The 11,760-nt window shown below is 35.5% G+C and carries 13 protein-coding genes, 1 pseudogene and 1 riboswitch; of the genes and pseudogenes, 4 read left to right on the forward strand and 10 right to left on the reverse strand.

All coding sequences use genetic code 11. The annotated features are described in order from the left end of the window. Positions 1-756 precede the first annotated feature (756 nt). The 8 genes from OPR39_RS06350 to pgsA all read right to left on the reverse strand — a co-directional run bounded on the left by OPR39_RS06350 (position 757) and on the right by pgsA (position 6,633). Positions 757-1,257, reverse strand: coding sequence for a thiamine diphosphokinase (locus OPR39_RS06350; RefSeq protein WP_255498659.1), 501 nt, complete (start codon positions 1,255-1,257; stop codon positions 757-759). Further along, complete coding sequence (locus OPR39_RS06355; RefSeq protein ID WP_265039381.1) at positions 1,238-1,513, reverse strand: SemiSWEET family sugar transporter; 276 nt, start codon at positions 1,511-1,513, stop codon at positions 1,238-1,240. The genes OPR39_RS06350 and OPR39_RS06355 overlap by 20 nt, the downstream gene beginning before the upstream one ends. Next, positions 1,502-1,604: riboswitch (TPP riboswitch) on the reverse strand. Its footprint overlaps the gene before it by 12 nt. A gap of 76 nt (positions 1,605-1,680) precedes the next feature. Continuing rightward, complete coding sequence (locus OPR39_RS06360) at positions 1,681-2,526, reverse strand: SPFH domain-containing protein (RefSeq protein WP_141457374.1); 846 nt, start codon at positions 2,524-2,526, stop codon at positions 1,681-1,683. 7 nt (positions 2,527-2,533) lie between these two features. Further along, positions 2,534-3,472, reverse strand: coding sequence for a M23 family metallopeptidase (locus OPR39_RS06365; RefSeq protein WP_015588956.1), 939 nt, complete (start codon positions 3,470-3,472; stop codon positions 2,534-2,536). Continuing rightward, the gene (locus tag OPR39_RS06370; RefSeq protein WP_015588955.1) at positions 3,469-4,209 is read right to left on the reverse strand and encodes a YebC/PmpR family DNA-binding transcriptional regulator; all 741 of its coding nucleotides are present in this window, start codon (positions 4,207-4,209) and stop codon (positions 3,469-3,471) included. Before OPR39_RS06370 ends, OPR39_RS06365 begins: the two co-directional genes overlap by 4 nt. Before the next feature lie 60 nt (positions 4,210-4,269). Beyond that, positions 4,270-4,977 (reverse strand): outer membrane protein assembly factor BamD, encoded by a 708-nt coding sequence (locus tag OPR39_RS06375; RefSeq protein WP_265039383.1) that lies wholly within the window; start codon positions 4,975-4,977, stop codon positions 4,270-4,272. A gap of 60 nt (positions 4,978-5,037) precedes the next feature. Continuing rightward, positions 5,038-5,979, reverse strand: coding sequence for a hypothetical protein (locus OPR39_RS06380; RefSeq protein WP_015588953.1), 942 nt, complete (start codon positions 5,977-5,979; stop codon positions 5,038-5,040). Between the two features lie 111 nt (positions 5,980-6,090). Then, positions 6,091-6,633, reverse strand: a complete 543-nt coding sequence (pgsA, locus tag OPR39_RS06385; RefSeq protein ID WP_015588952.1) for a CDP-diacylglycerol--glycerol-3-phosphate 3-phosphatidyltransferase — start codon at positions 6,631-6,633, stop codon at positions 6,091-6,093. A 134-nt stretch (positions 6,634-6,767) separates the two neighbouring features. Here pgsA and OPR39_RS06390 point away from each other — a divergent pair, with 134 nt between their 5' ends. Beyond that, positions 6,768-8,090, forward strand: a complete 1,323-nt coding sequence (locus OPR39_RS06390; RefSeq protein WP_015588951.1) for a malic enzyme-like NAD(P)-binding protein — start codon at positions 6,768-6,770, stop codon at positions 8,088-8,090. Positions 8,091-8,104: 14 nt separating this feature from the next. Here the strand turns inward: OPR39_RS06390 and OPR39_RS06395 are convergent, their stop codons facing one another. Further along, positions 8,105-8,977, reverse strand: coding sequence for a P44/Msp2 family outer membrane protein (locus tag OPR39_RS06395; RefSeq protein WP_080717615.1), 873 nt, complete (start codon positions 8,975-8,977; stop codon positions 8,105-8,107). Between the two features lie 164 nt (positions 8,978-9,141). On the opposite strand from OPR39_RS06395, the gene OPR39_RS06400 reads away from it, so the two are divergent. Then, entirely contained in the window at positions 9,142-9,366 is a 225-nt protein-coding gene (locus tag OPR39_RS06400) for a BolA/IbaG family iron-sulfur metabolism protein (RefSeq protein WP_015588949.1), read from the forward strand. 9 nt (positions 9,367-9,375) lie between these two features. Then, positions 9,376-9,699: a Grx4 family monothiol glutaredoxin gene (grxD, locus tag OPR39_RS06405; protein ID WP_006280013.1), complete on the forward strand. Its 324-nt coding sequence runs from the start codon at positions 9,376-9,378 to the stop codon at positions 9,697-9,699. A gap of 194 nt (positions 9,700-9,893) precedes the next feature. Here grxD and fumC read toward each other — a convergent pair whose 3' ends face one another. After that, positions 9,894-11,288, reverse strand: a complete 1,395-nt coding sequence (gene fumC, locus OPR39_RS06410; RefSeq protein WP_015588948.1) for a class II fumarate hydratase — start codon at positions 11,286-11,288, stop codon at positions 9,894-9,896. A 292-nt stretch (positions 11,289-11,580) separates the two neighbouring features. Here fumC and OPR39_RS07515 point away from each other — a divergent pair. Then, a pseudogene (locus OPR39_RS07515) lies at positions 11,581-11,661 on the forward strand (WPE palindromic element domain-containing protein); the annotation flags it as partial. Positions 11,662-11,760 lie beyond the last annotated feature (99 nt).

An 11,760-nucleotide genomic window follows, 5' to 3' on the forward strand; every position in this document is an offset into this window, starting at 1 on the left:
TGTACAGATTAAATGACAAAAAACTCACGTATCTGGCGTCTCATGTTTAATTTTTTGCACTATGTGCACTCTATGTCTTTATCAAATTTCTGGGTTTTTACCTACACAAGCTGAAATACGCTATTTAAAACATTAAAAAACGCCAACTTAAAAAATAGATAGTGAATAACTAGCTACCCTAGGGTTTCTTTTGCCTTTTTTTCTGTTTAGTAAATTTCTTAATGTTTATAATTTAGATTAGTTGCGGCTTAAAAGCAACTGAATCGCGGTTATTAAACGTTTAGAATAAAAAAAACGCCATACTTGAAAGTATAATGTAAGTAATTAGCCAACCACGGGGCTTCTTTTGCCTTTTTTTTATTTGGTAAATTTCTTAATATTTATAGCTAAACGACAACCGTCATCCCGCTGCTTGTTAGCGGCTAAGAGATACCGCGGCGGTATGACGTAGGACTGCTGTCATTCAAGTAGCTGAAACTGGAATGACACGTCATAAAGGAACCAGTGTCAGCTACTTGGATGATACCTTTTTTCTACTTAGTTTGGGTTATGCAAGAAGTCTATTTACTTCTTAACTTGACGCACATGATGTCTTGCAGCATCATCTACTGTCTCTAAATAAATCATTGCTAGACATATACCACTGTGTACTTCTACGGATACCTTATTGCCTAAACTTCGATTAAAGCAAGAATTTTTTCCCGGAAAAGCAAGATTACTAAGGTGCAGTTCCCATTTTAATCTTTTAGTTGATATTTAAGCTCTCGGTATACCAAGTAAAGATATTTTAGTATTTTTTGGCAAAGAAAAAAAATGGGTAATACCTTTTTGTAAAGTGTAACCTACCATGGGAGGTGAAGGTGTGTAAAAGATACTGCCCGTACTTAGAAAAATGTTAATATTCTGTAGTATGTGATCAATTGCTCCTCCAGTAATACCCGTTACTATTGATGGCAATAACTTTACTGTTTTTAAGTGAGCCATTGCTTTAGAAAAGTCGCAATAATCTTGATCAGGTAGATATATCGTATTCAAATTAGCACGTAAATCCAGATTTACGCTATCCAAATCTCCTACTACAAGATCAGGTTTTACGCCAATTGATAGAAGCTTGTTTGCTCCTCCATCTACAGCAATAATAGGTATATCTCGTTTAAAAAACGATGAGCTCGGTATTTTTCCATTTAGCACTACAATAGAACGATATTGTTGTTGTGTACTGCAGTGCAGCACATGATCATGGTGCAGGTTTTGCATCGTAGTAACATTTTTGAATAATTGATATTATGCTAATCACTAATCCAGCAATATTGCTAAGCACCACAAAAATTGAGCTCTGGTAAAGACCATAGCCAATCCAAGACAATGAACAAATAAGATAGTTTACTAACATTAACATCGATACATCATGAGTAACTTTAGTGATATATGCTTTATATACTTGAGGTGATAATCCAATTAGAGATGCAATTAACGCAATGAAGCCGAAGCATTCTTCAATATTTATATACATACATTTTCCTACGCTTGCTTTAACAATATCAGGTTCAAAGGGTTGTACTTTATGTACTCTCAGCTTTTCTAGAGCACCCCTAATGCGTGTAATTTATAACATCATTTAGTCTATTAATCAAGAAATTAATAGTGACTTGCATTTATGAAACCCAATCGGCTCCTATGCTAATTATTATCTAAACTAATCTTCGGTTGTGCATCTTGCTCAGAGATTAGGGCAACCAACAAATTATTTATCAATTGAACCTTTTGCTTGCCATCTAATTGTAAGCTTTTGTTTTTTTCAAAATGAGCTATTACTTCCTCGACAATTCCTATTGCATTTTGCACTATATGCCTTCTTGCCGAAGTGATAGCATGTGCTTGTTGACGCCTTAACATTGCTTGTGCAATCTCGGACGAATACGCCAAATGCGATATTCTTGCTTCTGTAATCTCAATTCCTGCAATATCTAATCTTTGTTGTAACATTGACCGCAATTCATCTGAAATTTTATCAGAATTTTTACGTAAAGACTCCTCATCGCTTTCGCTATCATACGGATAATTGCTTGCTAATTCTCTTATTACTGAGTCACTTTGTACAAAAACAAATTCGTGATAGTTGTTAACATTATAATACGCCTTCGCCGGGCTGTTCACTCTCCAAACAATCACTGCTGAAATCTCTATTGGACTTCCATTGGCATCATTCACTTTTATTTTTTCTGTGTTGATATTTTGAAATTTTAGGGAAACTATATATTTGCTTGAAAAGGGAAGCGTTACACATATTCCAGACTTAAAATAAGTTCCAATATAATGACCAAAAAACTCTATCACTCTTGCTTCATTAGGGTCATTAATAAAAAATCCTTGAAGAAAAGTCAAAATTGAAACGGCAGCAACTCCAAGTGCAATTGTGCTGTCATATGCCAAAAAAAGCAGCGATAAAATTAATCCTAGCGCTATTAGTACAGGAAAAAACCGGAGTTGACTTAAATTTCTATCGTTTATCGTATTCTTATCCATATTGTCTTTAAACTTCTTTTTCACTTGAACCCTCTCTGTTGATCGTTTTATTTATCTTATTTACAAATAGTTTAAACTCTCTTAATTCATGATCAGGCAATTTTACTTCAGTTTTATGCGCTATCGTAAGCGGATCGATGTGTTTGCCGTTATATATAACTTCGTAATGTAAATGAGGTCCTGTTGCAACACCAGTGCTACCAACATAGGCGATGACCTGCCCCTGCTTTACTTTAGAGCCTAACTTTATATCGCCACTAAATCTACTTATATGCGCGTAACAGGTTGAATACTCATTTTTGTGTTTTATTTTGATGTAATTTCCATAGCCACCATTCTTTCCTATATATTCTATCACACCCTCTGCAGCAGCGTATATGGGAGTGCCAAGTTTAGCTGCATAATCCACTCCTTTGTGAAAAGCAATTTTACCGCGAACAGGATGCTTTCTATTGCCAAATTTTGAGGATATGCGATAATCTCCATTTAAAGGATTTGCAAAAATTTCGCCATTTTTTAAGCTTATTCCTTCTTTATTAAAATACCTTTCTTTGCCGTCTTGTGATTTATAATGATATAAACTAATAGCTTTTTTGTTTATTGTCAGTGAAGCATATAAAATTTTTTCTTCAGTCTTCTGATTATTAGGCAATCTCTCAAAAAGAACCTCCAATTTACTCTCTGGCACAATGTCTTTTTTAAAATCAACACCAAAATCTTTATATATGTTGATCAATTTCACCACTGTATTTGGCGCCAACCCTTCCGTGGCAAAAAAGGAAGATTTTATGGTACTGGATATGAATAACAACTTTCTATCACTTTCTGTCGTCAAAGTAGCTTTTTTTTTTCTGATTCCATGCTGGAATGGCTGTGCAAGATCTGTTGATGTTTCAGTAGCATATGCTGGTAAAATACAAAGCAATACAAATATTACCAGCCTCATAGCTTATCAACAAAAGTAAAATTACCTTCCACATACTGTACATCATCATTATCTTCCAGCTCTTCAACCAATGCAGATAATTTATCAATCAACTCTTTATCGCTAATTTCAATCAGATCTTTTGGCTGCCATGAAAGACGAGCAAGTTCTGGTTCTCCGAATTTTGCATAAAAGGCATCGCGTACTTTACCAAAATCTTTTATTTCACAAGTTATAACGTGTAATCCTTCTTTGTCATTTTCCTCAATATTCAATACTTCTAATTCGATTCCATGACTGAATAAATCGTCAAAATTCACACCCTCTGCTTTATAGACGATTAAGCCTACATGATCGAAAAGGTAACTAACACTTCCTGTTTCTCCTAAATTTCCACCTTTACGAGAAAAGATATAACGTACCTCAGAAGCAGTACGGTTGCGGTTATTAGTCAAGGCATGGACAATGAGTGCAGTGCCAGAAGGCCCATGACCTTCATATTGGATTTCCTCATAATTTTCTCCAGCAACGTTACCAGTTGCATTTTTTATTGCTGTTTCTATTTTATCTTTTGGCAAATTTTCCTTGCGCGCAGCAAATATAGCAGAACGAAGGCGTGGGTTGAGTTCGTGATCGGGTAGCCCTTGCTTTGCAGCAACTGTTATTTCTCTAATCAGCTTCGTAAATTTTTGAGAGCGCTTTGCATCCTGAGCGCCTTTCCGATGTTTTATATTTGAAAATTGTGAATGACCAGCCATATTCAAATAGTTAAAAATCTAAATTATATATCAAAGCATAGAAAAAGCTAAAGCAAATTTTCAAGCCTCCGGCTTGGCATCTTGTAGGTTTTCTGCTAATAACATACTTTCATACTGCTCAGCTTCTAAGTCAAGGCCAATAGCTGAATGGACTGCTATTAAATAGTTAATAGATTTAGAAAAATATTTAGAATCCTTATAGCTTGCCATATTCTGGAAACGCTTAATTGCTGCTAAATATTCACCACGCCTCAGGTAAAATTTACCGATAGAATACTCTTTTGTTGATATATGCTCTGTGATTAGCTTTGTTTTTTCCTTTATCTCGTCTACATATTCGCTGCCTGGAAAGAGATTAATGTATTCTGTACCCAGCTCTAAAGTTTTATATGCAGTTTGCTGTCCAAGTTGCACTTTATTAATTTGCATGTAATAAGATAATACTCTTAAGTAGTATACATATGGTAAATCTTCACCATTTGAATAAACATATATATAATCAGCCATATCACTTGCAGCACTGCTATAGTTACCCATATTATAGTGAGAAACTCCAGATAATAATTTCGCTTTCATTGCCCAATAAGACAAAGGATACAAATCCTCTATCTTGTGAAATGCCCTAATAGCTTGTTTATATTTTTTCTGGTCAAAAAGTTCAACTGCTTCTTCATATAGTTCAGTTTCAGTTTTTTCAAGATCATCCGCATACGATTGTGTAAAGGAGCAAATTAGGAAAATAAAGCACGTGATTAAAGTCTTATACATAAGATTTTTTTCGATCAAAATAAAGTATAGACCTAAATATTACTTAAATAAATAAATTTCTTAGGCAATAGCCGGCCCTTCTTCTTTATAACTACGGTCAGAACTACCTGCATTTCTTGATTCACCTCGTCCTTCCACTTTTGGATCTTTCAGCGTCTTGCTGTAGGAATGTATAGTTAAGATCTGTACAGCCATAAAAATTGCAATACCTATCAAGCCTAAAGTAGGTCCAACAGCAGGATTTAAGGACGATGCTAATGCCATTAACATTATCCTTCTTATTAAAAATATAGAAGAACCAGCAAGCGCCAATCCGGCTACAGATATATTGCTAGTTTTCTTGCTAGATTTCTCATCAAGATCAGACTTTTCTGTTTCCTTTTTCTTATTTTTTTCATGCTTATCAATATAAGAAACAAGAGTTGCAAGAAAAGCAATTGCATTGGCAAGAAATAAAATTGCATCCTCTGCTGCTTCAAGTGAAGATGTTTCACCCATTATCATACCTACAATAACCAGTGCAGTTGTTATAGCCTCAATATAGATCAAACACTGACCTATATCAGAAATATTGTGCTCTTTTTCCTTTACTTCCTCTCCATTTTCAATAATCTCCAACTCTCGTTCTTTTTGTGCTATCTTCCTATTATTGTAAATTAAATATAGCGTACAAATAAGAGATAAGACTGTAAAAGGTAATATAGTGTGGCTTAGCGCGCCACTTATCACGCCAAGTAATACCTGATCGCTACATATTTTTTCCAGTTCAATAGCCATAAATAATGCAAATGGAACCATTGTTACCAATGATACACATTGTCTATATAGCTCTCTTTTTTTTAGTGCTAATAGTTCTTGTTCTAGCCTTTCTCTTTTGACTTCTTTATCAACTGTTGGCCAAAAATCCCAAAAAAACTCTTCTAATGGTTCAAAATCTCTTTTTTTCTTATTCTTTCCTGGAACCTTTTTGGTAGAAGAAAATTTGCCACTAGGTATTTTCATAATATTAACCTAATTAGTTGTAAGTTAATACAATTATACACCTTTTTGCTTTCTGAGTCAATATCACTAAGATATTAACTACTCTTGTCTATTAACTATTTCCTAGGAGATTTAACCAATCTGTTTGATGCCGGCTAGGATATAATTATAGCCTGACCACATAGTTATAATAGCTGCAACCCATAAACAAATCGCACCTGTATATTGAATCATATAATAATCGTTCATTATTAGCGCTACTACAGCAACCATCTGCAAAAATGTTTTAATTTTGCCAGCTTTGCTTACAGGTAGACTAACATTTGTAGCTATCAAAAACTCCCGCAAACCCGAGACTAATATCTCCCTACAGATGATGATAATCGATGGTACTATTGTAAAATCATTTATCTTCTGCTTATAAACTAGCATAATTATCGTTGAAACCACTATTAATTTATCAGCAATTGGATCAAATAGCTTGCCAAATTTTGATTGGACTTTCCACGCACGCGCCAAGTAACCATCAAAAAAATCCGTAATGCACGCAAACACAAAGATTGATATTGTTATCAGGCCTGCATATTTATTTTCTATATAAAAACTTAATATTATTGCTGGTACTGCAAGCGCACGAGAAATTGTAAGCAAATTAGGCACGTTTTTCTTAAGCATGTAATACCATTCTACGTAGTAGGTAAACTTATACAGAAGTACACCAGAGTTCACAAGCTAATAGTTTACAATTGAACATTTATAAAAACTCCATATACTTAAAAAATATAAGCTTAAAATATAAGGATGTAATGATGAACGATGATTTAGATAGTACCACAAAACAAGAGGCACTTAATTATCACAGTAGAGGTGGTAAGCCTGGTAAAATTTCAATCATGCCAACAAAACCTTTATCTACCCAGTATGATTTGTCACTTGCTTATTCCCCTGGCGTTGCAGCTCCGTGCCTTGAAATAGCTAAAAATCCTGAGGTTATTTATGATTATACGGCAAAAAGCAACTGTGTTGCTGTCATTTCAAATGGCACTGCAGTGCTTGGACTTGGTAATATCGGTCCTCTTGCTGCAAAACCTGTCATGGAAGGCAAAGCTGTTTTATTTAAGCGTTTTGCTGATATTGATGCAGTTGATATAGAAGTTGGTACAGAAAATATAGAAGATTTTATCAATGCAGTAAGGTACCTTGGGCCAAGTTGGGGGGGGATAAATTTAGAGGATATAAGATCTCCCGATTGTTTTATAATAGAGAAACGTCTGAATGAACTGATGGATATTCCAGTGTTCCATGATGACCAGCATGGAACTGCAGTGGTTGTTGCAGCTGGTATAGAAAATGCTCTTGATATTGTCGAAAAGAAATTAGAGGACGTTAAGATCATTATGAATGGTGCTGGAGCAGCCGGTATTGCATGTTTAGAAATACTAAAGTCCATGGGCGCTAAAAATATAGTGCTGTGTGATAAGCAAGGAGTAATATACAAAGGTAGAAACGAGGACATGAATGAGTGGAAGGAAAAATATGCAATTGATACTTCCGAACGTTCTCTACTTGATACAATAAAAGGCGCTGATGTATTCATCGGACTATCTGCAAAAGATGTGTTAAATGAAGAGATGTTAAAGAGTATGGGCAAAGACCCGATTATTTTTGCTCTTGCCAATCCCGATCCAGAAGTAAGGCCTGAGTTTGCAAAATCTGTGAGGCCAGATGCAATAATTGCAACTGGTAGGTCAGATTACAACAACCAAGTCAACAACGTAATGGGTTTTCCTTATATATTTAGAGGGGCACTTGATGTACATGCAACAACAATAAATGATGAAATGAAAATTGCAGCTGCAGATGCAATAGCAAAGCTTGCCCGTGAGCCAGTACCAGGTGAGATATCTGCAGTCTATGGCGGTCGTAAAATGGGCTATGGACGTGAATATATAATACCTACTCCATTTGACCCAAGATTAATTTCTATAGTAGCTCCTGCTGTTGCAAAAGCCGCAGTTGATTCAGGTGTTGCAAGAAAGGCAATACAAGATTGGAGTAAATATGAAAATCAATTAAAATCTCGTCTTTCTAATGTTCTCAGCACGCTGAATTTACTATCTTCACATATGTAATTTATTGGATAAAGTTAAAAGTGATAAACCAACCCAAACTCTAAGCCATATATGCCAAACCTATTGGTAATGGTTGCAGTTGTTGATTCAACACGTGCAGTTTCATCAACTTTACTTCCTCCACCGGCAGGAATATATCCTTCACCAGCTAGTATCTTTATTCCTGGTACAATATCTTTAAATTGGTTATCAAGGATACCAAAATAGCGTAAACCAGCAAATGCTTGAGTTTGTGCTGTAAGTTGGTGATTGATACCAAGTTTTGCTTGGTAAGCCAAGGCATATCTGGTTTTTCCTAGAAATTTAACCCTAGTTACACCTGCACCAATACCAACATATGGGGTGAATGGCATTTTTGCTATATTAAAATCACGATATACATTGACCATTCCAGCTAAGTTATTAAAACCTTCATTTTTCATCTTAAATGCAGCTCTGAACTCTGCTTCAACACTACAATTTTCTTGAATGTGAATATCAACCTTTCCACTTCTCCAAGGTGAATTGCATTCCGCTCCAGTAGACGCATCATTGTGACGACGAAGTTCAATATATCTTGCTTTTTTCTTATCTGAATAATCTTCATCATATAAGTTAGTCTGAGAATATAAGCCTTCAAACTCAACTCTCATATTTTTGAATAAATACCCTATTGCAGCACTACCGGCAAACCCTGGAACATATTTAGGACTGTATCCAGCTTCAATTCGCTCCTTCTTATTAAAACTAAAAACCCCCTCTGTTATATTGTCACCTGCATCTTCTTTTCCTTCTAGAGAACCTATTGCATTGAAGAATGCTCCAAAATAGTTAGCTTTGATGTAAACATTCTCTAAGTTATTTATTTTATCATCGTAAGATAAGCACCTAAATGAAAAAGTTAGCAAAACCAAAGATATGTGAATTTAAATCTTTCGCCCACCACAAAGCCTCCCTGCATAACTTGTCATTCCATTATTATAGTATGCTTCTATTTTTTATGATAGCAACTTTTTATTGCGCTCAATCGTTTTAGATTTATAATGAAAGTATTGTAATTTAAAGCAAATCAATGACTATTGCAATTCACGAATTAGAGAGGATCATCAAACAATCGTTCCCCGACGCTGATATAAAAATTCATGATCTTGCTGGAGATGATGACCATTATCATTTAAAAATAAACTCCAAGTGTTTTCTTGGAAAGACAAAAATAGAACAACATAAAATGGTATATAAAGCTCTGGAAGGTCAGTCTATACACGCCTTGCAACTGGAAACTAATACTTTAAAATAAGGTGAATTTATGAGCAATTTTGAACAAATAAAAAAAGATATAACAGAAAATGATGTGGTATTGTATATGAAAGGCACTTCTGATTTTCCTCAATGCGGATTCTCTGGACTCGTCGTGTCAATCCTAAAAAAATTGAACGTGAAGTTTAAGTATATTAACGTGTTGGAGAATGATGAAATACGTGAATCTATAAAAAAGTTTTCTGATTGGCCAACAATTCCACAATTATATATAAAGGAAGAGTTTATTGGTGGTTGCGACATCACTCGCGAGATGTACGAAAAAGGCGAACTGCAAAGTTTATTGAAGGAAAAAAAAATTATTGCGGAATAAGTACCAAGAAACCAGTGACCAGACGCTGGATAGCGTAGTATAGCTATGAAAAAGGATCTTATGTCTTAAACCGTATCCGTTCAGGGGAGCGGCAAAATAAGGTAGACAAAGCAAGATAATAATGTTGATGTTAACACTATTGTCAAGTTTACTGGCCTTTCTATTAGTGAGATTGAAGAATTAAGTGTGAGCGGTTACAAATAATTTACCATTTCTTCTGGTTTCACTATCCTTTCAAACTCTTCCTCAGTGAGCAGTTGAAGTTTTGCTGCTGCTTCTTTTAGAGTGATATTTTCTTTATAAGCAAGCTTCGCTATTTTTGCTGCATTGTCGTACCCTATATGCGTATTTAATATAGTGACCAACATCAACGACTGATTCAGTAAATCTTTTATCCTCTCTTCATTTGCTTTAATACCAACTACACATTTTTCTGTAAAATTTAAACTTGCGTCAGCTAAAAGTCTTATAGACTGCAAAACATTGTAAATTATCACTGGCTTAAACACATTCAATTCAAAATGACCGTTTGAACCACTAATGGTTACAGCAACATGATTTCCCATAACTTGAGTGCATACCATAGTCACCGCTTCACACTGAGTTGGATTCACTTTACCTGGCATAATTGAAGAACCAGGCTCATTTTCCGGTAACATTATTTCCCCAATTCCGCATCTTGGACCAGAACCAAGCAGCCTTATATCATTTGCAATTTTCATTAAACTGACTGCTACTGTATTGAGTGTTCCACTGAGCTCAACTAAAGCATCATTTGCTGCTAGCGCTTCAAATTTATTGCCTGCTGAAGTAAATGGAAGGTTAGTAATTCCTGCAACTTGCTTTGCAAAATCTTCAGCAAAACCCTTTTTAGTATTGAGTCCCGTGCCAACCGCAGTGCCACCTTGTGCAAGCTCATATATATCACTTAAAGTTGATTTTACTCTCTCTATCCCCTTTTTAATCTGGGCTGCATAGCCAGAAAACTCCTGTCCTAGTGTTAGGGGCGTTGCATCTTGCAGATGAGTACGTCCTACTTTTATTATATCTTTAAATTCCTGAACCTTATTATCCAGCACCTTATGCAATTTTTCAAGATTTGGAATAAGCAAGCGGTTTATCTGGTCTGCTGCTGCTATATGCATTGCTGTTGGAAAGGTGTCATTTGACGACTGACCATAATTCACATGATCATTTGGATGTATCGGAGATTTACTACCCAAATTACCACCTAAAATCTCTATTGCGCGATTGCTGATCACTTCATTCATATTCATATTAGTCTGCGTTCCGGATCCGGTTTGCCAAACAACAAGCGGAAATTCATTATTAAATTTGCCATCTATTACTTCCTTTGCGGCTGCGCAGATTGCGTCCCCTACCTTATTATCTATGCTACCCTGCTTCATGTTAACATGTGCTGCTGCAAGTTTTACTATTGCTAATGCTTTAATCAGAGGCTCTGGCATTTTTTCTGTGCCAATCTTAAAATTTTCTAAAGAACGCTGAGTCTGCGCTCCCCAGTAATGTTCACTTGGTACTTTTACTTCCCCTAAGCTGTCTGATTCTATTCTCGTCTTTCTATCCATATTTTCCTCCTGGTGTTATGCAAACTGGTTCACTACATAATTTTTTCATGCCTACTTCTTGGTTAATTAAATCATACTAGATCCAAGTAGTCAAGTGTACGAACATTGCAATTTTCAGGTAACTTGCATGGTAGATGTACAACTGTACGAACATTGTCTAGCAGGAGGGTGTCATCCCAGCGCCCCTATGATGTCATCACAGTGCTTGACACTTGGATCCAGAAATTTTATTAAGTTGGTAAGCATAAAAGTAGCCGTTTTATGTTAAAATACAACGTTTTGATGATTATGAAAAGGCTGGATCCCAGTGTCAAGCACTGGGATGACACCATCTGCCACGCAAATTGCCTGCAAATTGCAATGTTCGTACAGTTGTGTGGTAGATGCAAGTAGCTGACACTGGGATTTGTTGTGTTTAACAAAAACAAATGTTCGTACAAATATATTCTAGTTATATGATAAAATAAATGAA

Source organism: Wolbachia endosymbiont (group A) of Yponomeuta plumbellus (assembly GCF_947251575.1).
Lineage (GTDB): Bacteria > Pseudomonadota > Alphaproteobacteria > Rickettsiales > Anaplasmataceae > Wolbachia > Wolbachia pipientis.

What these genes read in the sequence shown, in the direction of transcription:
- OPR39_RS06350 (WP_255498659.1), bottom strand. Translation starts at nt 1,257, where the DNA reads ATGCAAAACCTGCACCATGATCATGTGCTGCACTGCAGTACACAACAA.
- OPR39_RS06355 (WP_265039381.1), bottom strand. Translation starts at nt 1,513, where the DNA reads ATGTATATAAATATTGAAGAATGCTTCGGCTTCATTGCGTTAATTGCA.
- OPR39_RS06360 (WP_141457374.1), bottom strand. Translation starts at nt 2,526, where the DNA reads ATGGATAAGAATACGATAAACGATAGAAATTTAAGTCAACTCCGGTTT.
- OPR39_RS06365 (WP_015588956.1), bottom strand. Translation starts at nt 3,472, where the DNA reads ATGAGGCTGGTAATATTTGTATTGCTTTGTATTTTACCAGCATATGCT.
- OPR39_RS06370 (WP_015588955.1), bottom strand. Translation starts at nt 4,209, where the DNA reads ATGGCTGGTCATTCACAATTTTCAAATATAAAACATCGGAAAGGCGCT.
- OPR39_RS06375 (WP_265039383.1), bottom strand. Translation starts at nt 4,977, where the DNA reads ATGTATAAGACTTTAATCACGTGCTTTATTTTCCTAATTTGCTCCTTT.
- OPR39_RS06380 (WP_015588953.1), bottom strand. Translation starts at nt 5,979, where the DNA reads ATGAAAATACCTAGTGGCAAATTTTCTTCTACCAAAAAGGTTCCAGGA.
- pgsA (WP_015588952.1), bottom strand. Translation starts at nt 6,633, where the DNA reads ATGCTTAAGAAAAACGTGCCTAATTTGCTTACAATTTCTCGTGCGCTT.
- OPR39_RS06390 (WP_015588951.1), top strand. Translation starts at nt 6,768, where the DNA reads ATGAACGATGATTTAGATAGTACCACAAAACAAGAGGCACTTAATTAT.
- OPR39_RS06400 (WP_015588949.1), top strand. Translation starts at nt 9,142, where the DNA reads ATGACTATTGCAATTCACGAATTAGAGAGGATCATCAAACAATCGTTC.
- grxD (WP_006280013.1), top strand. Translation starts at nt 9,376, where the DNA reads ATGAGCAATTTTGAACAAATAAAAAAAGATATAACAGAAAATGATGTG.
- fumC (WP_015588948.1), bottom strand. Translation starts at nt 11,288, where the DNA reads ATGGATAGAAAGACGAGAATAGAATCAGACAGCTTAGGGGAAGTAAAA.